At 39.9% G+C, this 21,284-nt stretch carries 24 protein-coding genes and 1 riboswitch; of the genes, 17 read left to right on the top strand and 7 right to left on the bottom strand.

Translation table 11 applies throughout. From position 1 onward, the window contains the following. The first annotated feature begins 4 nt into the window (after positions 1-4). The gene (locus tag ABC361_RS12820) at positions 5-199 is read left to right on the top strand and encodes a YqzE family protein (RefSeq protein WP_413074327.1); all 195 of its coding nucleotides are present in this window, start codon (positions 5-7) and stop codon (positions 197-199) included. A 72-nt stretch (positions 200-271) separates the two neighbouring features. Continuing rightward, positions 272-514, top strand: coding sequence for a DUF2626 domain-containing protein (locus ABC361_RS12815; RefSeq protein WP_038485837.1), 243 nt, complete (start codon positions 272-274; stop codon positions 512-514). Between the two features lie 50 nt (positions 515-564). Here ABC361_RS12815 and ABC361_RS12810 read toward each other — a convergent pair whose 3' ends face one another. Beyond that, on the bottom strand, positions 565-1,197 hold the full coding sequence (locus ABC361_RS12810; RefSeq protein WP_413074326.1) for an MBL fold metallo-hydrolase: 633 nt from the start codon (positions 1,195-1,197) through the stop codon (positions 565-567). Positions 1,198-1,323: 126 nt separating this feature from the next. Here ABC361_RS12810 and ABC361_RS12805 point away from each other — a divergent pair, with 126 nt between their 5' ends. Then, positions 1,324-1,509: a DUF2759 family protein gene (locus tag ABC361_RS12805; protein WP_413074325.1), complete on the top strand. Its 186-nt coding sequence runs from the start codon at positions 1,324-1,326 to the stop codon at positions 1,507-1,509. A 44-nt stretch (positions 1,510-1,553) separates the two neighbouring features. On the opposite strand, the gene ABC361_RS12800 is transcribed toward ABC361_RS12805, so the two are convergent. Together ABC361_RS12800 and ABC361_RS12795 are read right to left on the bottom strand one after the other, a co-directional pair. Beyond that, positions 1,554-2,354, bottom strand: coding sequence for a YqhG family protein (locus tag ABC361_RS12800; RefSeq protein ID WP_413074324.1), 801 nt, complete (start codon positions 2,352-2,354; stop codon positions 1,554-1,556). Next, positions 2,341-4,017, bottom strand: coding sequence for a DEAD/DEAH box helicase (locus ABC361_RS12795; protein ID WP_413074323.1), 1,677 nt, complete (start codon positions 4,015-4,017; stop codon positions 2,341-2,343). The genes ABC361_RS12800 and ABC361_RS12795 overlap by 14 nt, the downstream gene beginning before the upstream one ends. Before the next feature lie 158 nt (positions 4,018-4,175). After that, positions 4,176-4,272: riboswitch (glycine riboswitch) on the top strand. 156 nt (positions 4,273-4,428) lie between these two features. On the opposite strand from ABC361_RS12795, the gene gcvT reads away from it, so the two are divergent. Genes gcvT through gcvPB form a run of 3 tightly spaced genes read left to right on the top strand, consistent with a single transcriptional unit; the run spans position 4,429 to position 8,373 of the window. Further along, complete coding sequence (gcvT, locus tag ABC361_RS12790) at positions 4,429-5,520, top strand: glycine cleavage system aminomethyltransferase GcvT (RefSeq protein ID WP_413074322.1); 1,092 nt, start codon at positions 4,429-4,431, stop codon at positions 5,518-5,520. Positions 5,521-5,566: 46 nt separating this feature from the next. Next, entirely contained in the window at positions 5,567-6,889 is a 1,323-nt protein-coding gene (gene gcvPA, locus ABC361_RS12785) for an aminomethyl-transferring glycine dehydrogenase subunit GcvPA (protein ID WP_413075772.1), read from the top strand. Next, complete coding sequence (gene gcvPB / locus ABC361_RS12780; protein ID WP_413074321.1) at positions 6,886-8,373, top strand: aminomethyl-transferring glycine dehydrogenase subunit GcvPB; 1,488 nt, start codon at positions 6,886-6,888, stop codon at positions 8,371-8,373. Before gcvPA ends, gcvPB begins: the two co-directional genes overlap by 4 nt. 52 nt (positions 8,374-8,425) lie before the next feature. On the opposite strand, the gene ABC361_RS12775 is transcribed toward gcvPB, so the two are convergent. Further along, a complete protein-coding gene (locus ABC361_RS12775) occupies positions 8,426-8,812 on the bottom strand; it encodes a rhodanese-like domain-containing protein (protein WP_413074320.1) in 387 nt (128 codons plus the stop codon). A 114-nt stretch (positions 8,813-8,926) separates the two neighbouring features. Between ABC361_RS12775 and ABC361_RS12770 the strand changes: the two genes are divergently transcribed. Continuing rightward, positions 8,927-9,763: a lipoate--protein ligase family protein gene (locus tag ABC361_RS12770; protein ID WP_413075771.1), complete on the top strand. Its 837-nt coding sequence runs from the start codon at positions 8,927-8,929 to the stop codon at positions 9,761-9,763. 78 nt (positions 9,764-9,841) lie between these two features. Further along, positions 9,842-12,145: an RNA polymerase recycling motor HelD gene (gene helD / locus ABC361_RS12765; RefSeq protein ID WP_413074319.1), complete on the top strand. Its 2,304-nt coding sequence runs from the start codon at positions 9,842-9,844 to the stop codon at positions 12,143-12,145. Here helD and dat read toward each other — a convergent pair. Next, entirely contained in the window at positions 12,142-12,996 is an 855-nt protein-coding gene (dat, locus tag ABC361_RS12760; RefSeq protein ID WP_413074318.1) for a D-amino-acid transaminase, read from the bottom strand. The two genes, helD and dat, sit on opposite strands and share 4 nt — an antisense overlap. Before the next feature lie 142 nt (positions 12,997-13,138). On the opposite strand from dat, the gene splB reads away from it, so the two are divergent. The 3 genes from splB (at position 13,139) to ABC361_RS12745 (ending at position 15,672) form a co-directional block, all read left to right on the top strand. After that, positions 13,139-14,164: a spore photoproduct lyase gene (gene splB, locus ABC361_RS12755; protein ID WP_413074317.1), complete on the top strand. Its 1,026-nt coding sequence runs from the start codon at positions 13,139-13,141 to the stop codon at positions 14,162-14,164. 78 nt (positions 14,165-14,242) lie between these two features. Further along, positions 14,243-14,671 (top strand): transcriptional regulator MntR, encoded by a 429-nt coding sequence (mntR, locus tag ABC361_RS12750; protein WP_413074316.1) that lies wholly within the window; start codon positions 14,243-14,245, stop codon positions 14,669-14,671. A gap of 104 nt (positions 14,672-14,775) precedes the next feature. Further along, positions 14,776-15,672, top strand: a complete 897-nt coding sequence (locus ABC361_RS12745) for a patatin-like phospholipase family protein (RefSeq protein WP_413074315.1) — start codon at positions 14,776-14,778, stop codon at positions 15,670-15,672. Positions 15,673-15,690: 18 nt separating this feature from the next. On the opposite strand, the gene ABC361_RS12740 is transcribed toward ABC361_RS12745, so the two are convergent. After that, a complete protein-coding gene (locus ABC361_RS12740) occupies positions 15,691-16,074 on the bottom strand; it encodes a hypothetical protein (RefSeq protein WP_413074314.1) in 384 nt (127 codons plus the stop codon). 193 nt (positions 16,075-16,267) lie between these two features. Here ABC361_RS12740 and ABC361_RS12735 point away from each other — a divergent pair, with 193 nt between their 5' ends. The 3 genes from ABC361_RS12735 (at position 16,268) to efp (ending at position 18,533) form a co-directional block, all read left to right on the top strand. Continuing rightward, a complete protein-coding gene (locus ABC361_RS12735; RefSeq protein WP_413074313.1) occupies positions 16,268-16,768 on the top strand; it encodes a YqhR family membrane protein in 501 nt (166 codons plus the stop codon). Between the two features lie 57 nt (positions 16,769-16,825). Next, positions 16,826-17,890: a M24 family metallopeptidase gene (locus ABC361_RS12730; protein WP_413074312.1), complete on the top strand. Its 1,065-nt coding sequence runs from the start codon at positions 16,826-16,828 to the stop codon at positions 17,888-17,890. 85 nt (positions 17,891-17,975) lie between these two features. After that, the gene (efp, locus tag ABC361_RS12725) at positions 17,976-18,533 is read left to right on the top strand and encodes an elongation factor P (RefSeq protein WP_099301260.1); all 558 of its coding nucleotides are present in this window, start codon (positions 17,976-17,978) and stop codon (positions 18,531-18,533) included. Positions 18,534-18,578: 45 nt separating this feature from the next. On the opposite strand, the gene ABC361_RS12720 is transcribed toward efp, so the two are convergent. Further along, complete coding sequence (locus ABC361_RS12720; protein WP_413074311.1) at positions 18,579-19,145, bottom strand: shikimate kinase; 567 nt, start codon at positions 19,143-19,145, stop codon at positions 18,579-18,581. A 146-nt stretch (positions 19,146-19,291) separates the two neighbouring features. Between ABC361_RS12720 and ABC361_RS12715 the strand changes: the two genes are divergently transcribed. From ABC361_RS12715 to spoIIIAB, 3 genes are all read left to right on the top strand, one after another. Further along, complete coding sequence (locus tag ABC361_RS12715; RefSeq protein ID WP_413074310.1) at positions 19,292-19,747, top strand: hypothetical protein; 456 nt, start codon at positions 19,292-19,294, stop codon at positions 19,745-19,747. 122 nt (positions 19,748-19,869) lie between these two features. Then, complete coding sequence (spoIIIAA, locus tag ABC361_RS12710) at positions 19,870-20,772, top strand: stage III sporulation protein AA (protein WP_413074309.1); 903 nt, start codon at positions 19,870-19,872, stop codon at positions 20,770-20,772. After that, a complete protein-coding gene (gene spoIIIAB, locus ABC361_RS12705) occupies positions 20,769-21,281 on the top strand; it encodes a stage III sporulation protein SpoIIIAB (RefSeq protein ID WP_413074308.1) in 513 nt (170 codons plus the stop codon). Before spoIIIAA ends, spoIIIAB begins: the two co-directional genes overlap by 4 nt. Positions 21,282-21,284: the final 3 nt, after the last annotated feature.

Below are 21,284 nucleotides of genomic sequence, written 5' to 3'. Positions count from 1 at the left end.
CAGGATGTCTTTTCAAGATTTACTTAAATTTGCAACGCAAGAAGCAGTAAAAAAAATTGATGAACCAAAATCTGAACGTCATCGTAAACGCGCGGAAAAGAAAAGCGAGCAAGAACCACTTTCCCATTGGGCTTTTGGAATCATCCCGTTTGCACTCTCCGTATTTAAACGACAAAGAAAGAATGAACGGCATAAGTAAGCATTTACAAGAATTCATCTTCTCGTATATAATGAAGAGGACAGCCGTCTAAGATAAGGAGGGGTAGACATGATGGATCGCATGTATCGAGGCCTAGGTTTTTGGACAGGAATTTTTGCAGTTTTATTTTATATTGGAAATATGTATAATATGTCACTCCTGTTCTTTGCTCAAACGTTTATTTTAATTGCGCTTGGCTACCTAAAGCTGTCTGAACGTGTATATGTGTATATTTTTGCTGGCTATTGTACTGTATTTTTTGTAGGGTTTACGTACTACGCTTTATTTATTAATGTACCAAGCTTTGGCCACTAGTATATACATACAATAAACCGCCGCTTAACATTTGTAAGCAGCGGTTTCTTTTAATAACCTGTTAGAAAAGGATTATGGTCCATTTCTTGACCAATGGTTGTCAATGGGCCGTGACCAGATGCAACGGTGGTATCTTCTGGTAAAGGGAGTATTTTTTTATGGATGGACGATAGTAATTGAGCATGGTCTCCGCCATGAAGGTCTGTTCGACCGATTCCTTGTTGAAATAACACATCGCCAGAAAATACGATGGCTTCTTCTTTGTAGTAAAACGAGACACTTCCTGGAGAATGACCTGGTGTATGAAGCAATGAAAACGTAAAAGGGCCAATTGTTAGTTCTGTTTCATCTTCAAGATCATAGTCAGCAGGTTTTGCAGTTGTTAACGCTCTGCCTGTTAAGCGAGAAGAACCATTTAAAGATGGATCGCCAAGCCAATTGTGTTCCTCTGTATGTAAATAGACAGGAATATTAAAGGCTGTTCTTAGTTCATCAACAGCGCCAATATGATCAAAATGAGCATGTGTCAACAGGATGGCGAGCGGGTTTAATTCCTCATTGTTTAACCAGTTAATAAAGGCTTCTCCGTCACCACCAGGATCAAAGATAACAGCCTCTTTTTTATCGTTATAAAGGACATACGCATTTGTTTGAATGGGTCCTAAAGGAATTTGTTTAAACATAGGGTCTACCTCCTTTTCTTGTGAGTTAAAGTGTATCATAGCCCTCTCTAATAGAAAAGAAGAGCGCTCGACAAACGCAATGAAAACGAGTACAATAAGATCAAATACATACTGGAGGAAAAGCTCATGGTTTTTGCAGTTATGGCATTATTAGTCGCAATTTTTTCTTTCGCAGGTGCAATTGTAAGTTTAAAAAGAAAGAACTTCTTTGCATTAGGATTTAGTGGAGTTTCTGTACTTGTATTTGGGTTCTTCTCCATTGCGACGATTTATAGTTACCTCGTTCACGGTGGAGGTGTTCCGCTCGAATAGCGGGATCTAAAAGAAGCAAGCTGCCAATGCAGCTTGCTTCTTTTTTATGATTGAAACATTTGTTGATGTAAATAAAAAATGCCGCCATTGACAATGGATACATGTATATGTGGTTCGTATCGTTCTTTTAACGCATCTTTTTCAGCGAAGTAGCTTTCTGGTTTGTCGTCGGTTCCTTCGTAAAATGATTCTAATAGTTGTTCATCATTCGCCCAACGTGTATGTGCAGCTGCTGCCCAATGTGTCGGTTCATTCTCAATGTACGTTGTCATTACTTTTTGAAGTCGCTTTAACCCCGATTCCAATTTAACCAGAGGAGAGAGGGTGAAGCAGTAGTCTGGTATTTTAGGCGTCAGCGTTAATCGATCAACTTTATCAAAGAATTGCGGAACAATTTGACCATTAATTAAATTTAACCCAAGTGATAGCAAAACATCTTTCTTTCGATCGCATTGGAAAGAGATGTTTGCGTTAACGGCTAACCAAGGGTGTAGCGGGTGCGAGCCAGTTGTCAAATTTGGTGCGGATTCATACATACGAATGAAAGAACCAAGTTCATTTGCTGAATCAAAGATCTGTGACAAGCGAGGGGAGCCAAAGTGGATGACTTCACCTTGCAAATCTTCTGGACTGCGATTTTGGTCAGTGATGAGTGTTACCGTCATTGGATTAGGTTCGGAACCAATTTTTTCTTGATAATGCCAATAAAACGGGCGGTTCATTAACGCTTTATCTAGCTTAATCGACAGCTTAACGGTTAAATGAGCAGGGGACTCTTCAACGATTGAACTTTCGTGAGCAAGAAAATAACGTTTTAAATACTGGTGAATATCAAGCTGATTCATGATCTTCTTTCTCCTCATTTTCTGACTTTAGTTCCTCTTGTGCTTCATTGATAACAGCCGCGAGATGATCAAATTTAATTTTCATTTCACCGTCTGAAGACGATTGTTCAATAATGTTATTTACATGTTCATCTAAATCTGCAAGTTCAATTTTTGCAAGGATGTCGTCTAACTGTCCGATGACCGATTCAAACAAATGAATTTTATCGTACAGCAAGTCGAGAATCTTTTGTTCAATGGTTTCTTGAACGGCAAAATTGTAAATTTGAACATCATGCTGTTGGCCTAAGCGGTGGAGCCGACCAATTCTCTGTTCGATCCGCATTGGATTCCAAGGTAAATCGTAATTAATGATGTGGTGACAAAACTGTAAATTGATTCCTTCACCGCCAGCTTCTGTTGCAATAAGCACTTGCGCGTGATTGCGAAATAATTCACGCATCCAGTCTTTTTTTCCGCGCTTAAATCCACCGCGAAAGGGCACTGAACTAATATTGTGTTGTTTGAAAAACCACTGTAAGTACATTTGTGTGGCGCGGTATTCCGTGAAAATAATGACTTTGTCATCAATGGATTGAATCAATTCTAATGCTTTTTCCGCTTTTGCGTGTCCTTCAATGGTTGCAGCTTCATTGAGCAGTGCAACTGCATTGCTTGGATCGTTGCCATTTTCTTGTGCTTTTTCGATTGTGTTTTTAAGCGTCATAAATACAGCTTCGCGACTTGAACACAATTCTCGTTTTAACGTTAGCAATGTAAAGTGATTGAGCCCTGCTTGGTTGTGCTCAAGCTTTTCATAAAATTGACGTTCACTGTTACTAAATTCAATTGGGATGGTTTGCACAACACGCTTTGTCCACTCAATGCCCGTATCTTCACGACGATTTCGTACCATTACTTGTTGAACGAGAGAGCGTAATTGTTCATCATTTTTTGCTGATCGTTTATCTGCGCGAAAAGCTTTATCGAAACTTTCGATATTTCCTAAATGTCCTGGCTTTAAAAGAGAGACAAGGTTAAAAATTTCCTCAAGTTTGTTTTGCACAGGGGTAGCGGTTAACAATAAACAGTATTTTTTCTTGAGTAAACGAATGAATTCATAGTTTTTTGTTTTAGGGTTTTTTAATTTATGAGCTTCATCAATAATAACCATGTCGTAAGGTTGTTCCAATACAATCTCCCGGTGAGGAGGACGTTTCGCTGTATCAATTGAAGCGACGACGACATCACATTGTTCCCATACATATGCTTTTTTTTGAGGGATCGCTGGTATATAAAACTTTGAAGTAAGTTCATTCGCCCACTGTGAAACTAATGAAGCTGGAACTAAAATAAGTACTTTTTTCACTAGACCGCGAATCATATATTCTTTTAATACGAGTCCAGCTTCAATGGTTTTACCGAGACCTACTTCGTCAGCAAGGATCGCTTTTCCATGCATTTGCTCAATGACTGTTTCTGCTGCTTCAATTTGATGTTGAAAGGGTTCGAGTTGAGGCAGGTACCGTGGTGCTACCAACCCACTAAACTCTGGTATTTGTAAATGTTTTTGCGCTTCAAAAGCAAGTTTATAGGTTTCAAAGTCTGACCATGGGCCATCTTGAGCGATTTTCTCTAAAAACCGAACATTCCAATCGTTATCAAAGTTAATGTTAATATCCAACGGGTTCACATCCTTTATATTTCGAAAAATATGCTGAAATTCAGAAAAATTTGTTGCGTAATTCATTGTCCGTTGGTAGGATTAGAAGTATTAACAGACTTTTTTTAGTATGTACCAAATTTGTGGTTTTAAAACGATTGTTTAATTGAATAAAGCGGGTGATGGTAAAGGGAGAGACTATGGCCAATCCGGTACATAGCGCCGAAGGAGCAAACAAATGTGAATCTCTCAGGCAAAGCAGACTTTTACTTGACGCATCTCTGGAGAGTGCTTGAGCAACGAAGCCACCTACGAAGACAATTCAGAATAAAATGAGTTCTGAATGAAACTTTCTGGTTCAAAGGACAGAGCAGACACACTGGTGTTTGCTTTGTCCTTTTTTTATTGATAAGAGCCTTGAGGAGGGTCATAATGACGTTAAAACGAACACCTTTATTTTCTTACTATCAACATCTTGCAAAAACAGTAGATTTTGGTGGGTGGGAGATGCCAGTATCATTTAGTGGAATTAAAGCTGAACATGCTGCCGTTCGAGAAGCTGCTGGTTTATTCGATGTTTCTCACATGGGAGAACTAGAGGTAGAAGGAACAGATGCAGAAGCGAATTTACAACGACTTTTAACGAACGATATTATGAAAATGAAAGATGGCCAAGCTCAATACAATGCCATGTGTACGGAATCTGGCGGAACGGTTGATGATCTCATTGTTTATCGACGTTCTGAAAAAGCCTACATGCTTGTATTAAATGCTGCAAATATTGATTCAGATATCGCATGGATAAGCGATCATGTTCAAGGGGATGTGTCGTTAAAGAATGTGTCTGAAGAAATGGCTTTAATTGCGATTCAAGGACCTAAAGCTTTAGAAATTTTACAGGCAAAAACAGATGTCGACCTAAAGGAAATGAAACCGTTTCGTTTTCAAGAACAAGTCATGGTTGGTACGGTTTCCACATTTGTTTCGCGAACAGGTTATACAGGCGAAGATGGTTTTGAGCTTTATGTGTCGAGTCACGACGCTGGAACGCTTTGGAAGAATTTATTGGAAGCAGGCGAACCATTTGGTTTACTTCCGTGTGGCTTAGGCGCTCGAGACACGCTTCGTTTTGAAGCGAAACTTGCGTTGTACGGGCAAGAACTAACTCGAGACATTTCGCCTATTGAAGCAGGGATTGGTTTTGCTGTGAAAGTGGATAAAGAAACGTCTTTTATCGGTCAAGACGTATTGAAAGAACAGAAACAAGTAGGACCGAGTCGTAAGTTAGTTGGCGTTGAAATGGTAGGAAGAGGCATTCCACGACATGGTTATGATGTCTATAAAGAAAACGAAAAAATCGGATTTGTCACATCTGGCACACAATCGCCAACACTCGGAAAAAACGTCGGTCTTGTGTTAATAGAAGCAGCTTATACGACGTTAGACACAGAATTGGAGATTGATATACGTGGAAAACGCGTTCTAGCAAAGGTTGTTAAAACCCCATTTTACAAACGAGGTTAAGAGGCTAAAGGAGGAATTATGAGTGGAAGCACATCGCTATTTACCAATGACCGATCAAGATAAACAAGATATGCTAGCAGCAATTGGTGTTCAATCTATTGATGAATTGTTAGCTGATATCCCGGATGAGACACGATTTACACGCAAGCTTGCCATCGAGAAAGCGTTAAAGGAGCCGGAGCTACTATCTTTTTTTCAAGGATTGGCAAACGATAATACGTCCATTAAAGACTTTCCATCTTATTTAGGTGCTGGTGTGTACGAACATTATATTCCATCAATCGTTGATCACGTCATTTCTCGTTCAGAATTTTATACGGCTTATACGCCGTACCAACCAGAAATTTCTCAAGGGGAATTACAAGCAATTTTTGAATTTCAAACGATGATTTGTGAACTGACGGGTATGGATTTAGCTAATTCATCTATGTATGATGGCCCGACAGCTTTAGCAGAAGCAGCGATGTTGTCTGCAGGTCATACAAAAAAGAAAACCATTCTCGTTTCAAAAGCGGTTCATCCAGAAGCAAGAGATGTCTTGCGTACAAATGCGTATGGCCAAAATTTAGAAGTAAAAGAAATCGAAATAAAAAATGGAACAACAGATATAGAAGCCTTAAAAACGATGCACGGGGATCATGTAGCTTGTGTGATTGTGCAACATCCAAACTTCTTTGGTAGTTTAGAACCTTTGGCGGAAATAGAGGAAATTACACATACATCAAAAGCACAGTTTGTTGTTTCAAGTAATCCCCTTGCCCTTGGACTATTAAAGCCACCTGGTGCATTTGGAGCAGACATCGTTATTGGTGATGCGCAGCCATTTGGAATCCCGACTCAATTTGGTGGGCCACACTGTGGTTACTTCGCTACGACAAAAAAATTGATGCGAAAAGTACCAGGTCGTTTAGTTGGTCAAACGGTTGATGAAAACGGACACCGTGGTTTTGTGCTTACATTACAAGCGCGTGAGCAGCATATCCGCAGAGACAAAGCGACATCGAATATTTGTTCGAATCAGGCATTAAATGCCCTTGCTGCATCGGTTGCTATGACGGCTATTGGCAAAAAAGGTGTCAAAGAAATGGCGACACAAAATGTGCAAAAGGCAAATTACTTAAAAAAACAATTAAATAATGAGGGCGTCTTTGTTCAGCAAAATGGTGCAACATTTAATGAATTTGTTGTCGAGCTGAACCAACCAGTTTCATCTGTCAATCAATCGTTGTTTAAAAAAGGAATTATCGGCGGATTTGATTTAGGTGAAGTGGATAAGGATCGTACTCATCACATGCTCATCTGTGTAACGGAGCTTCGAACAAAAGAAGAGTTAGATCAATTCGCAAAAGAACTGGGGGCGTTTGCATGACAGCACAACACGGCGGCATGGCACTTATTTTTGAAGAGAGCAAGGAAGGTCGTTTAGGTCATAGCTTACCAGAATTAGATATTCATGAAGAGGAGATTTCCTCTATCATTCCTGATGCGTTTTTACGTGTTGATGAGCCTGAACTTCCACAAGTATCTGAGTTGCAAATTATGCGTCATTATACAGCTTTATCGAAGCGCAATCATGGGGTAGACTCCGGCTTTTATCCGTTAGGTTCTTGTACAATGAAATACAATCCTAAAGTGAATGAAGATGTGGCTAGAATAGAAGGACTTAGTCACGTTCATCCTTATCAACCAGCTTATCAAGTTCAAGGTTCGTTAAAAATGCTTTATCAACTGCAAACGTCTCTTGCTGAAATTACAGGCATGGACGAAGTGACGCTACAACCAGCAGCTGGAGCGCACGGGGAATGGACTGGATTAATGATGATTCGTGCTTTTCATGAAGCCAATGGCGACCATAATCGAACAAAAGTAATTGTGCCAGACTCGGCCCATGGAACCAATCCAGCTTCTGCAACTGTAGCTGGTTTTGATTCCGTAACGGTTAAAACGAATGAACATGGCCTTGTAGATTTGGACCATTTACGAGAAGTCGTGAATGAAGAAACGGCTGCCTTAATGTTAACAAATCCGAATACCCTCGGCTTATTTGAAGCAGATATAGTAGAAATGGCTGCAATTATTCATGAAGCAGGTGGGAAGCTCTATTATGATGGAGCGAATTCAAATGCAATACTAGGCATTACGCGACCAGGGGACATGGGCTTTGACGTTGTTCATTTAAACCTTCATAAAACCTTTACGGGTCCTCATGGCGGAGGTGGACCGGGTTCGGGCCCTGTTGGAGTGAAAAAAGAATTAATGCCGTTTTTGCCAAAGCCAATCTTAACAAAAGTAGACGATTTCTATATGTTTGATTATGATCGTCCGAAATCGATTGGTCGTGTAAAGCCTTACTACGGAAATTACGGCATTAATTTACGAGCGTATACGTATATCCGCACGATGGGCGCAGACGGTTTGAGGCTTGTGTCTGAATATGCGGTTTTAAACGCGAACTATATGATGAGACGTTTAGCGCCTTATTATGATCTTCCATATACTCAGCATTGCAAACATGAATTTGTTTTATCCGGTAAACGTCAGAAGAAGCTTGGCGTGCGTACCCTAGATATTGCAAAACGTTTGCTTGATTTTGGCTATCATCCACCGACCATCTATTTTCCTTTAAATGTAGAGGAATGTATGATGATTGAGCCAACGGAAACAGAATCAAAGGAAACGTTGGATGAATTTATTGAGGCGATGATTCAAATTGCCAAAGAAGCAGAAGATACACCTGAAATTGTTCAGGAAGCGCCTCACCATACCGTTGTCAGTAGATTAGATGAAACGTTAGCAGCGAGAAAACCTGTTTTAAAATATGAGCAACAGCATGGAGAAGCGGTGCATTCTTAAAAAATGGTAAAAAGAAAAGCAGCTGTGAGCGACAGCTGCTTTTTCGATGCGATTATTTTTTCTTTTTTACTTTGCCTGTCCATTTACGGAAGCCGCCTTTTAAGTGCGAGATATCTTCCGCACCACGCTTCTTTTTGATCACTTTTGCTGCTTGCTTACTACGAGCACCTGATTGACAATAAATGTAGACAGGTTGATCTTTGCGTATCTCATTTTGTCGCTGGCGAAGTTGAGACATCGGAATATTCCGAGCGCCTAAGATATGCCCACCATCAAATTCACGGGTTTCTCGAACATCTATAAGTTGCGCTTTTCGATAGCCTTTAATAAACTCGTCTTGAGAAAGTGTTTTTAAATATTTTGGTGTGCGTAAGCGAATCACAATAAACGTTACTAACGCTATTGTCAGTACAATAAGAATAATTGTTTGTAATTCCATAATTCTAGCGAACTCCCCTTCAATGATTCATCTTTCTTTATTATATCGAGAGGGAGCATGTTTTTCAATCTTAAGTATGAGCGAACGAAAACTATAGCAAAAAGGAAGCGATTCATAATGAACGAAACGTGGCGTTTCATAAACTCAGGAAACAAAAGTCCATCATATAATATGGCCTTAGATGAAGCTTTATTAACATGGCATAGCCGTGGAGAGATTCCTCCGACGATACGGTTCTACGGTTGGAATCCAGCGACGCTTTCTATTGGCTATTTTCAACAACTAGAAAAAGAAATTAATATGAACATGGTGAAGGAAAAAGGTTTAGGGTTTGTTCGTCGTCCGACAGGGGGAAGAGGCGTTCTTCATGAACATGAACTGACGTATAGTGTGATTGTCTCTGAGGAGCACCCATCTATGCCAGCTTCGGTCACAGAAGCGTACCGCGTGATTTCAACTGGGTTACTAGAAGGATTTAAACAGCTAGGGTTAGAAGCGTATTTTTCTGTGCCTGAAAGCGTAAAAGAAAAAGAAGCGCTTAAAAATCCACGCTCGTCTGTTTGTTTTGACGCACCATCGTGGTATGAGCTTGTTGTGGAAGGCAGAAAGATTGCCGGCAGTGCGCAGACGAGGCAAAAAGGGGTTATTTTACAACATGGTTCCATCGTGTTCGATTTTGATGTAGACAAGCTGTTTGACTTGTTCTATTACCGATCCGATCGACTGCGTGAGCGCATGCAGCAGCAATTTTTGAAAAAAGCCGTTGCGATTAACGAGTTGAGGTCTACGCCAGTTTCAATGGAGGAAAGCATTGTCGCTTTCAAACAAGGATTTGAAAAAGGGCTACATATCACGCTTCAGCCATATACATTAACGGATCAAGAGGAAAAGGAAGTCCAGCAACTTGCTAAGGAACGTTATGAAAATGATGAATGGAATTTTCGACGGTAAAAGCTTGAACTGGCAATTTCGATTATGCTACGATAGTCGATACTGTTAAAAAAGGAGTTCGCGAAAGGACGTGTTTCTTTGCAATTTGAATTTGAACGAGCTGCTTTTATTCATGCATTTATTCGTACAAAACAAACATTAATTAAACAACAGCTTGAAGGCGTGACGGAAGATGAAAAAGAAATAAAAGAAACGTTTTGGGATAACGTGACAATGAACTTTTCCAATGCGGAAGATGCGGAAGAGACGATTTCAAGTATTCGTCAGCAAGCTGAACTCTTACATGAACGGGAACGTAGCGAAGAAGTACTGAAAAAACAAATGCGAACCTTACGTCGACTTGCACACGCACCTTATTTTGGCCGCATTGATTTAAAAGAGCAGGGGCAGTCACAAGCTGAGCCAATTTATATTGGGTTAGCCTCTTTAATGGATGAGTCTGAAGAAGACTTTCTCATATATGATTGGCGTGCGCCTATATCGAGTGTTTATTATGATGCTGAAATCGGTTCGGTTTCCTACGAAGCGCCAGCTGGAACAATCAAAGGGGAGTTAACGGGAAAGCGCCAGTACGTGTTTCGGAGAGGGCATTTAAAGGCGATGTTTGACACTTCCTTGGCAATTGGCGATGAGCGTTTAAAAGATGCGCTAAGCGATCAAGCCTCAACGTCAATGAAGTCCATTGTGGCGACGATTCAAAAAGAACAAAATAAAGCGATCCGTAATGAAAAAAATCGTTTTCTCATCGTTCAAGGTGTAGCTGGTAGCGGAAAAACATCTGTTGCGATGCAGCGAGCAGCCTATTTATTATTTCGTCATAGAGAACAACTCGACGCACAACAATTAATTTTATTTTCGCCGAATGAACTGTTTTCAAACTATGTCTCAACGGTATTACCTGAACTTGGTGAAGAAAACATGACGCAACAGACGTTAAAGGGATATTTATACAAACGCTTAGGACATAGATTTACGGTTGAAAATCACTTCGAACAACTTGAGTATATCTTGTCAAATGAACAAACCGACCGTTTTCGAACGCGCAAACGGAGCATCGAGTTAAAGTCTAGTCCGAGCTTTAAAGAACGGTTAGATGTATGGATCGGTGCCCTCCAAATTGAAGGGGTGCTGTTTAAAGATTTGCGTTTTAAAGGACGAACGATTGTAAAAAAAGCCGATATTCAAACATATTTTTATTGCTTAAACAACGATGTTTCTTTACAAAATCGCTTAAAATTAACGGCGGAATGGTTGTTAAAGGAGCTAGCTAAACAAGAAGGCAGAGAGCGATCTAGTGAATGGGTTGAGCAAGAGCGAGAGTTAGTTGATAAAGAAGCGTTAATGAGGACGTACCATCAAGTTGATGGAAAGTATCCAAATGAAGATCTGTTTAACTTAGAAGACCAACAAGAAAAATTACTAGAGAAACAAATCGTAAAAGAAGCCTTTCGCCCGCTTCAAAACCAAGTGCGTTCGTTTTCGTTTTTAGACATTGATGGTATGTATGAACAATTTCTTATGTCGAATCTGCATGTAAAGGTTGAGGGTTTTTCTCAGGTGGCTCTTTTTACGGTCCATGAATTAAAGCACAATCGGATGCTCTATGAAGATGCCGCACCTTATTTGTACTTAATGGATCAGTTAAAAGGACTACGGGTAAATCGATCCATTAAACATGTATTTATTGATGAAGCACAAGATTACTCGTCCTTTCAGCTCATGTATTTACAAATGCTGTACCCTCGAGCTCGCTTTACGATTGTAGGTGATTATTCGCAATCCTTGAACCATCAAACCGGCACAACGGCAGATCTCTTGTCAGGCACAGGGCTGCCGCAAGAGTCAACGTATATAGAATTTCATAAAAGCTATCGGTCAACGAAACCGATTATGTTGTTTTGTCGAGAGCTTTTGCCGAAGCCGGAAGTAGTGGAGCCGTTTGATCGGGATGGCAAGCAGCCTACTGTTGTAAAGGCAAGCAATCAAATGACCATGATTCAACCGATGGCAGAAACGATTGAAGCGGCTCAAGACAACGGGTATCAAACGATAGCCGTATTAACAAAAACGGCTCAAGAGGCGAAAAAAGCACACGCTGCTTTAAGTGAGTGGCTCCAAATTCAGCTCGTTACAGAAGATCATCACGAGTATGAAACCGGTATTGTTGTATTGCCAACGTACTTGGCCAAAGGTATTGAATTTGATACGGTTATCGTTTTTGATGCTTCAGATAAAAATTATCAAACGGAACAAGAACGCCTTCATCTTTATACAGCTTGTACGAGAGCGATGCATGAGCTTACATTGTTTACGGTTGGCTCTCCGTCACGTTGGATGGAAGGAATCCCTGCTTCATTCTATAAAAAACAAACGCTATCCTAGACGGAAGCGTTTGTTTTTTTTGTGACGCGTTCTTGAAACGCGTACTGAAGTTTTTTTGTTACTGGACCAACGTTTAACGTTGTTTCGATGTCACCCTTAAATGAATGAACAGGAACAATTTCTAGTGAAGTGCTTGAGATAAACGCTTCTTCTGCATGTAACAGCACTTCTTTTGGAAAAGGTTCTTCAATGACAGCTAGTTCAAGTTCAGAAGCAATTGCTAATATTTCTTGTCTCGTAATCCCGTTTAAAATGAGGTTATTAGCTGGGTGTGTATAAAGGGTTTGGTTATTTACGAGAAACAAATTAGAAGACGAACCTTCTGTCACACCTGAGTCACGATAAAGAATGGCTTCATCGCAATCATGGTCATATGCTTTTCGCTTTGCCATTACATTGCCAAGCAAATTAATTGATTTGATGTCGCATCGCAACCAGCGAACATCTTCCGTTACGTATGCGGCGACGCCTTGTTCTTGTTTTTGACTAACCCCTTTATCAGGTAAATCAAATCCGAGAATAACAGGTACCTCGTCTTTCGTATAAAGATGGTTTCGATCCGCTACGCCACGAGTTACTTGTAAATAGATGGACCCATTTACGGTTTGAACTTTTGTTTTGTACTCATGGAGCATGGCTTTTAAAGCGTTTTTTTCATAAGGAATGGTTATTTCAATTTTTGCTGCACTTTCATAAAGACGGTTAATATGTTCATCTAATGTGAAAAATTCTTCGTTATAAACCCGGATGACCTCATAGACGCCATCCCCGAAATGGTAGCCACGATCTTTGTAAGAGATGGCTACATCCGCTTCATCAAGGATTGAATCATTAAAGAGAACGTATGTCATTAAGGTGCCCTCACTTTTTATCATATTTACTTTATTATTTTCCGTAATCCTTAACAATTTGTCAATATCGAGCAAAAGCTTTGTATGAAAATGCCTACTTTAAAGCACGCTAAGACTATTACAATTGGAAAGGAAGTTAAATGTGAAGCCGTTTTATCCACAACTCGTCTACATTGAGCCAAAAGCATTGGATTATCCGTTAGGTAAACAATTATATGAAAAATTTAAAGCAGAAGGGGTCGAAATTCGCGAAACCACTTCCCACAATCAAGTAAGAAATATTCCCGGCAAAAACGACAATCAAAAATATCGAAACGCAAAATCAACCCTTGTCATTGGTGTTCGAAAAACGTTAAAGTTCGATACGTCAAAACCATCAGCTGAATATGCGATACCGTTAGCGACAGGATGTATGGGTCATTGTCATTATTGCTATTTGCAGACTACCCTTGGAGATAAACCGTATATTCGAACGTATGTAAATTTAGAAGATATTTATGAGTCAGCAGAAACGTATATTAAGGAAAGAGCCCCGGAAACAACGCGTTTTGAAGCGGCATGTACATCTGATATTGTGGGGATTGATCACTTAACCCATTCGTTAAAAAAGACGATTGAATTCATGGGAGAGCGTGACCACGGGCGACTTCGATTTGTGACAAAATACGGTCACGTTGATCATTTGCTTGATGCGAAACATAACGGGAATACACGCTTTCGTTTTAGCGTGAACTCAGCTCACGTTATTAAATATTTTGAGCCTGGAACCTCGTCTTTTTTGGAAAGAATTGAAGCAGCAGGAAAAGTAGCAAAAGCAGATTATCCGTTAGGTTTTATTGTTGCGCCAATTATTTGGCATGAAGGATGGGAAGAAGGTTATCTTGAACTGTTTGAACGCTTAGAGGCAATCTTACCTACGTATGCAAAAAAAGACCTTACGTTTGAAATGATCCAACATCGATTTACGAAGACCGCTAAACGAATTATTCAAAAACGTTATCCAAAATCAAAGCTTGAGATGGAAGAAGAAGAGCGTAAATACAAATGGGGTCGTTACGGTCGAGGCAAATATGTTTATCAAGATCAACAAGCAGGAGCGTTGCGTGACACGTTGACGGAATACATTGATCGTTTCTTTCCGCAAGCAAAAATTGAATACTTCACGTAATCTTCCTTGGTTCTTCCTCTTCTTTTATAGTAAGATAGGATAGAATGGATATTGTCCGCTTTGGATTGGGGGGAGTCTATGCCAACACCGAGCATGGAAGATTATTTGGAACGAATTTATATGTTGATTGAAGAAAAAGGATATGCCCGTGTATCTGATATTGCGGAGGCGCTTGAAGTCCACCCTTCTTCAGTAACGAAGATGGTTCAAAAGTTAGATAAGAGCGATTATCTTGTTTACGAACGATATAGAGGCTTAATGTTGACAGCGAAAGGAAACAAAATTGGCAAACGTTTAGTGTATCGCCACGAGTTACTTGAAGACTTTATGAAAATTATTGGCGTCAACGATGAACATATTTATCAAGATGTAGAAGGAATTGAGCATCACATTAGTTGGGATGCCATCGATCGAATTGGTGACCTTGTCCAATATTTTCAAGAAAAAGAAAGTCGGATTGAGACATTAAGAGAGATTCAAAAGAAAAATGATCAAACCGAGAATTAAGTGTGTAACAAAGGTGTCTGGATTAAAATCCATGCACCTTTTTTTACGTTGTAGAAATGAGCCAACCCTCTTGCTACATACATTTTTAATAAGGAGGGATTGCCTTGAAGGTGGATGCTGTTTTTGCAGGTGGAGGGGTAAAGGCCTTCGCATTCGTTGGCGCAATTGATGAAGCGGAACAGAGTGGACTAGAATTTGAGCGTATCGCAGGTACAAGTGCAGGTTCAATTGTAGCTGCGTTTTTAATGGCTGGATATACAAGTCAAGAAATTAATAAATTGTTGAACTCATTAGATGTTTCGACTTTTCGAGATGAACGACTTGCTATCGTTCCATTAAAACTAGCAAAATGGCTAAATTTATATTTTCGAATGGGGTTATATAAAGGAGATCGATTAGAGGAGTGGTTAAAGGAGCAGCTTCAGCGAAAAGGCGTTGCGACCTTTAATGATTTGCCTCCAGGTTCACTTAGAATTGTTGTATCAGATGTAACGAGAGGTCAAATGGTCGTTCTTCCTGATGATTTGCCTAAGTATGGACTTGATCCATACCGTTTTAGCGTTGCAACAGCCGTGCGGATGAGTTGCAGCATTCCTTTCTTTTTTGAACCTGTGAAGTTAAAAAGTCAAATGGTTGGCAACGATTCTTCGTATATTGTCGACGGTGGTCTTTTAAGTAATTTTCCAATGTGGATCTTTAAAGATGGCAAGCGAGGAGGCTATCGTAGGCCGGTTATTGGGTTTCAATTAGCCCCGCAAAATGGTGATAAGTATGGAAACGATATTCATAACGCCCTTGATCTTTATAAAGCGATTTTTGAGACGATGACCCATGCACACGATGCGCGCTATATTAGCAGTGAGCATGCAAAAAATATTGTCTTTATTCCGATTGACCATATTAAATCCACTGACTTTGACGTCACGATTGAAGAAAAACAAACAATGATTCAGTTAGGAAAGGAAAAAACAGCACAGTTTCTAGCTAGTTGGACTGGATAAAAAAAGAAAAAAGCATCGTTATGCTTTTTTCTTTTTTTTAGCGTTTTTCCCTTCGATGACTGTTAAGTGTGGGGAAGAACGTCGCTTTGGCACTTTTTTAAGTTGTTTTTGATTTAAATCTCGTTGTTTTGAAGAGGATGGCATCGATTTTTTCGTTTGTGGCTTCACTGTGCTTGTTCGCTGTGCTTTTCGGATTTGAGACCGATTGGGTCCTTTGGATGAACCCTTTTTTACTGGCGTCCCGTATCGTTTGGATAGATAAAATCGATATCCTAAGTAAAACACACCCACAAATAAAGCCATTCCGCCGATCGCACTTAAAAAGTAAGGAATGTTTGAAAGAATTTGAATAAAAGCCAGCAAGCAAATAATCGGCACTAAAATCATAAATAATTTTTTCATAACGATCCCCTTCCTATAGCGTAACACAAACGTCGTTTATTCCTACTCTTAGTATAAAGTGTTAGGCACCGTGCAATCAAGTCTATGATTCATTTCTATTTAGTATGGCTCATAAAAAGAATTGTAAACAAACGAATAAACCAATCATGTTTTGTTTATTTTAGGACACCCTAGAACTGGAGGTGTGTTAGTAGTGAACAAAACAGATAAAGAGATTATGGATACGAAGCAAATGGGATTTCCGATGAAAGTCGTGTTGATTGGTTTTTTTGGTGGCTTAATATGGTCATTTGTCGGCTATGCCTGTTATTATTTCCATTTAACGGAAGTAGGGCCTTCTTTTGTCTTGTTGCCATGGGCATTAGGAGATTGGAAAGTCGGCCATACTGGTCAAGTGGTTGGGATGGCTGTCATTGCCGTACTATCAATAGGCATTGCTTTTTTATATAAAGTTATTTTACAAAAGGTAAATAGTATGTGGCCAGGCGTCGGATTTGGAGTTGTACTTTGGGTGATTTTGTTTTATATATTAAATCCATTTATTGTTGATTTAGACCCTGTCCAAAGCTATTCTTTAAATACCATCGTCACGACGCTATGCTTGTTTATTATTTATGGATTATTTATTGGCTATTCCATCTCTTATGAGTATGCTGAACAAAAAAGTTCAATGACGCAAGGTGAGTCCGTTTAAAGCTTTTTAAAGTTGTGCTACAATTTTCTTATTACGATAATGAAAAGAGGGAATTGCATGACGATTATTCAATCTCTACAAAACAAACTGAACGAATACGATCTTGATGGATTTCTTGTAATGAGTAATGTGAATCGCCGCTATATTAGTGGGTTTACAGGGACGTCTGGAGCGGTATTACTTACAAAAACAAAAGCGCTCTTCATTACGGATTTTCGTTATGTCGAGCAAGCGGAATCTCAGGTAAAAGACGCTCAAATTGTAAAGCAAACTGGAACATTAATGCAAGAAATCTTCACTCAGGTAAACGCACTACAACTAAATAAACTCGGATTTGAAAAAGCAAAACTTACATACGCAGAATACGAACAGCTTCATGAGTTTCTAGAAGAAGTAGAACTTGTTCCTGTGGAAAACATTGTTGAATCGTTACGTCTATTCAAAACCGATGCAGAGATTGAAACGATGAAACAAGCGGCAACGATTGCTGAAAAAGCTTATGAACATATCCAAACATTTATTAAACCAGGTGTAAAAGAAATTGATGTATCAAACGAGCTTGAAATGTTTATGCGTAAGCAAGGCGCTGTTTCATCTTCTTTTGACATCATTGTCGCATCAGGAACTCGTTCAGCGTTACCTCACGGTGTCGCGTCAGACAAGGTCATACAGTCAGGTGAACTGGTTACGCTTGATTTTGGCGCCTACTACAATGGCTATTGTTCGGATATTACGCGAACGTTAGCAGTCGGAGACGTATCTGAGGAATTAAAAAACATTTATGAGATCGTTCGTGTAGCGCAACAGCGTGGGATTGATGGTATTAAGCCTGGAATGACTGGTAAAGAAGCAGATGCAATAACGAGAGATTATATTACTGAACAAGGCTATGGCGAGTATTTTGGTCACTCAACTGGACATGGATTAGGAATGGAAGTTCATGAGGCTCCTGGTGTATCTACTAAGTCAGACGTTGTATTAGAACCTGGTATGGTCGTAACGGTAGAGCCGGGCATTTATGTACCTGGTGTCGGTGGCGTTCGAATTGAAGATGATATACTCATTACTGAAACAGGGAATGAACGGTTAAATTATTCAGCAAAAGAATTGATTGTGCTCTAAAAAGCAATACGAAAAGGCGAAGACACACTCAAAAAGCTGTGGTATAGTAACTATTGGAAATAACCGCGTAAATGGAGGACTTTGAATGATTTCAGTAAACGATTTTAAAACAGGTTTAACAATTGAAGTGGATAACGGTATTTGGCAAGTTATGGAATTCCAACACGTAAAGCCTGGAAAAGGTGCGGCGTTTGTACGCTCAAAACTTCGTAATCTACGTACAGGATCGGTTCAGGAAAGAACGTTCCGTGCAGGTGAAAAGGTTGCTAAAGCGCATATTGAAAATCGTCGGATGCAGTATCTTTACGAGAGTGGCGATATGCATACATTTATGGACAACGAAACGTATGAGCAACTAGAACTACCAACAAAACAAATCGAGCACGAATTAAAATTCTTGAAAGAAAACATGGAAGTTCATGTTATTACGTTTGAAAGCGAAACGCTTGGTGTTGAAGTGCCAAATACAGTAACGCTTGAAGTGACAGAGACTGAACCTGGTATAAAAGGGGACACGGCTTCTGGTGGTACAAAACCAGCAACGGTCGAAACGGGCTTAACGGTTCAAGTTCCTTTCTTTGTAAACCAAGGAGATAAACTAATTATTGATACACGTAATTCGTCTTACGTTTCTAGAGCATAAAAAGAAAAAAGGTCTACGCTTAGCGTAGACCTTTTTTAGCGCTTCTTATTTTTCAAGCTCGTAGGCGGTAATTAACGACTCTTTTAAATACACAGCAACTTCCTCTGCCGTTAAAGAATCCGTATGCATTTGCGAGTGGTTTAGAGCGTAGGCTTCCTGTCGAGCTGTGTACAACTCTTGTAACTCTTCCGTAGACTTTCCTTTAAGTATCGGTCGATTCCCTGCTAGCATATGAATGCGATCTTGCCAAGAATCAAACCGAATATCGAGGAAGATCACTAAACAGTGCTTCAGGCAATAAGAGCGAATGTCTTCCTGGGTAAAAGCACCGCCACCAAGGGAGATCACTTTCATTTTCCCGGAACTTTCATGCAAAACATGGTCTTTCTCAAGTTGACGAAAGTAAGGTTCTCCATGTTGTTCAAATAAAGTAGGAATGGACATGCCTTGTGTTCGTTCAATTTCAGCGTCAATGTCAATAAAGTCACGATAAAGTTTTTTGGCGAGTAAACGACCAACCGTTGTTTTTCCAACGCCCATGAAACCTACAAGGACAATGTTTCTTTCAATTAAGGGTAAATGATTCACGGTGCAACACTCACTTTTATTCATTATGCTTTAGTATAGCAAGAAATGATCGGTTATGCTTGAAGAAATTACTCGAATATTCTTGTTGCAACTTTAGATGGAATCGAGTAGACTAATAATACATTAATTCCGATAAAATAGATAAGAATAATGAGAAAGGGGTGTTCGTGATGAAAACGAAAATGATCGTCGGTCATTCTCAACAAGCTGAGGGATTAGCGAGCTACCTAGAACAGAAATTTGCGTCAGTAGAACGCCATCGGCTTGACACACTATCAGCAGCTGAAGTGGATGATTGGAAGACCGAATTGACTCACATTCTTTTTATTATTCCAGCAAAAAAAGTACCTTATCTTCAATTAAAACGTTTATTAAGTAGCGTGCCAAAACACCGTCAAACAACAGCTGTTACGTTAATGACAACCGATGGGACAACAGCCCATCACGCGATTATTCAAATGTCGCTAAGAGGGCATTTTCCTTGTTATACTCATATTCAGCTACCGGAATATTCAGTTCAGCTAAAAGAAAATGGACAGCTAATTGAGAATGAAAAGTTTTTAAAACGGTTACGACCGTTACAACAGCTGTTTCAATCCTATATGTTCAAAAAAACGGTCTCCTAATTAAGGGGACCGTTTTATTTTGTATAAGATGAGTTCTGAACTTGTCTACTTTTACATAACGTAATACAAAACCTATGCAACATTTTAAGTCAAATGATTTTCCATAAGAGAGGGAAGAGCAGATGCATTCCATTCTTAACTTATTGCCTGAACACGTAGAGGCGTTCGTAAGAGACATGATGGTAAAAGATGAAAGTATAGAAGAGATTCGCTTACGGATTCACCAACCGATTGAATGCTTATTTGCAAATGATACGAAATTTTCTTCAATCCGCTTCACAGAGGAAGATGCAAATTTCTTTTTAAATCAGTTAAGCGAATACTCGTTATACGCATTTGAAGAAGAGCTTCAAAAAGGCTATATCACGATCGAAGGGGGCCATCGTGTTGGCTTAGCTGGAAAAACCATCCTTGATCAAGGGAGGGTGAAAACCATTCATCCAATTCGCTCGTTTAATATCCGAGTCGCGAAACAGAAATTAGGTGTGTCAGATAAACTCGTTCCTGAACTTTATGATAGCAAGACAGGATGGCGGAATACGTTAATTGTTGGGGCACCACAGACTGGTAAAACAACACTATTACGTGATTTAGCAAGAAATATAAGTGCGGGTACAAAAAGAATTCCTGCTAGTAAAGTGGCGATTGTCGACGAACGGTCTGAGATAGCTGGCTGTATGAACGGTGTTCCGCAGCACGATTTAGGAACAAGAGCGGACGTGTTAGATGGTTGTCCAAAAGCGGAAGGCATGATGATGATGATTCGTTCGATGTCGCCGCAAGTCATGATCGTAGATGAAGTCGGGCGAGAAGAAGATGCATATGCCATTTTAGAGGCAAGGCATGCAGGAGTCGTGTTAATCGCGACTGCCCATGGTCGTTCATTTGAAGAAGTCTATAAGCGCCCAATATTTAAACAACTTTTAAATGAACAGGCGTTTGATCGAGTGGTTGAAGTTGGGCGTACGCCATACCCTGGTGCGATTAACAAAATTCGAATACCGACATTGGTTAAGCAGTTATGAGGTGGCTAGGTGCGCTTTTAATTATCGGTTGTACAACCATATACGGGTTTTATCAAGCTCGATTATTACAAGACCGACCGCGCCATATTCGTCAACTTCGATCTGCGCTCCAGTCTCTTGAAGCGGAGATGTTGTACGGGCAAACGCCTTTGGCAAAAGCTTCACAAAATATTGCAGAGCAATTAAAGGGTCCAGTTGCCGCTTTATTTGCAACATTTTCTCGCCGTTTAGCGGAAAAAAAAGCGACAGCAAAAGATGCGTGGGAAACAGCGATTCATGATACGTGGAAAGACCTCTCGTTACAAGAGAAAGAAAAAGAGGTTTTGCTACAATTCGGTGCGACTCTCGGAACGATGGACAGGGTTCACCAGCAAAAACAATTGAAACTTACGCAGACGCATTTAGAAAGAGATGAAGAAGAGGCGAAAAGCATCCAAGCGCGTTACGAGAAAATGTATAAAGCATTAGGCGTTTTGGCTGGTTTATTAATCGTCATTCTCATGATGTAGTGG

This window comes from Shouchella phoenicis (genome assembly GCF_047238345.1).
Classification (GTDB): Bacteria; Bacillota; Bacilli; order Bacillales; family Bacillaceae_D; genus Shouchella.
Note: the sequence above shows the minus strand (reverse complement) of the source record. Positions and strands in the feature narration are given on the sequence as shown.

What these genes read in the sequence shown, in the direction of transcription:
- ABC361_RS12800 (WP_413074324.1), bottom strand. Translation starts at nt 2,354, where the DNA reads ATGAATCAGCTTGATATTCACCAGTATTTAAAACGTTATTTTCTTGCT.
- ABC361_RS12820 (WP_413074327.1), top strand. Translation starts at nt 5, where the DNA reads ATGTCTTTTCAAGATTTACTTAAATTTGCAACGCAAGAAGCAGTAAAA.
- gcvPB (WP_413074321.1), top strand. Translation starts at nt 6,886, where the DNA reads ATGACAGCACAACACGGCGGCATGGCACTTATTTTTGAAGAGAGCAAG.
- ABC361_RS12805 (WP_413074325.1), top strand. Translation starts at nt 1,324, where the DNA reads ATGGTTTTTGCAGTTATGGCATTATTAGTCGCAATTTTTTCTTTCGCA.
- efp (WP_099301260.1), top strand. Translation starts at nt 17,976, where the DNA reads ATGATTTCAGTAAACGATTTTAAAACAGGTTTAACAATTGAAGTGGAT.
- ABC361_RS12810 (WP_413074326.1), bottom strand. Translation starts at nt 1,197, where the DNA reads ATGTTTAAACAAATTCCTTTAGGACCCATTCAAACAAATGCGTATGTC.
- dat (WP_413074318.1), bottom strand. Translation starts at nt 12,996, where the DNA reads ATGACATACGTTCTCTTTAATGATTCAATCCTTGATGAAGCGGATGTA.
- ABC361_RS12720 (WP_413074311.1), bottom strand. Translation starts at nt 19,145, where the DNA reads ATGAATAAAAGTGAGTGTTGCACCGTGAATCATTTACCCTTAATTGAA.
- ABC361_RS12715 (WP_413074310.1), top strand. Translation starts at nt 19,292, where the DNA reads ATGAAAACGAAAATGATCGTCGGTCATTCTCAACAAGCTGAGGGATTA.
- ABC361_RS12740 (WP_413074314.1), bottom strand. Translation starts at nt 16,074, where the DNA reads ATGAAAAAATTATTTATGATTTTAGTGCCGATTATTTGCTTGCTGGCT.
- ABC361_RS12815 (WP_038485837.1), top strand. Translation starts at nt 272, where the DNA reads ATGGATCGCATGTATCGAGGCCTAGGTTTTTGGACAGGAATTTTTGCA.
- mntR (WP_413074316.1), top strand. Translation starts at nt 14,243, where the DNA reads ATGCCAACACCGAGCATGGAAGATTATTTGGAACGAATTTATATGTTG.
- gcvT (WP_413074322.1), top strand. Translation starts at nt 4,429, where the DNA reads ATGACGTTAAAACGAACACCTTTATTTTCTTACTATCAACATCTTGCA.
- ABC361_RS12730 (WP_413074312.1), top strand. Translation starts at nt 16,826, where the DNA reads ATGACGATTATTCAATCTCTACAAAACAAACTGAACGAATACGATCTT.
- gcvPA (WP_413075772.1), top strand. Translation starts at nt 5,567, where the DNA reads ATGACCGATCAAGATAAACAAGATATGCTAGCAGCAATTGGTGTTCAA.
- ABC361_RS12775 (WP_413074320.1), bottom strand. Translation starts at nt 8,812, where the DNA reads ATGGAATTACAAACAATTATTCTTATTGTACTGACAATAGCGTTAGTA.
- spoIIIAB (WP_413074308.1), top strand. Translation starts at nt 20,769, where the DNA reads ATGAGGTGGCTAGGTGCGCTTTTAATTATCGGTTGTACAACCATATAC.
- spoIIIAA (WP_413074309.1), top strand. Translation starts at nt 19,870, where the DNA reads ATGCATTCCATTCTTAACTTATTGCCTGAACACGTAGAGGCGTTCGTA.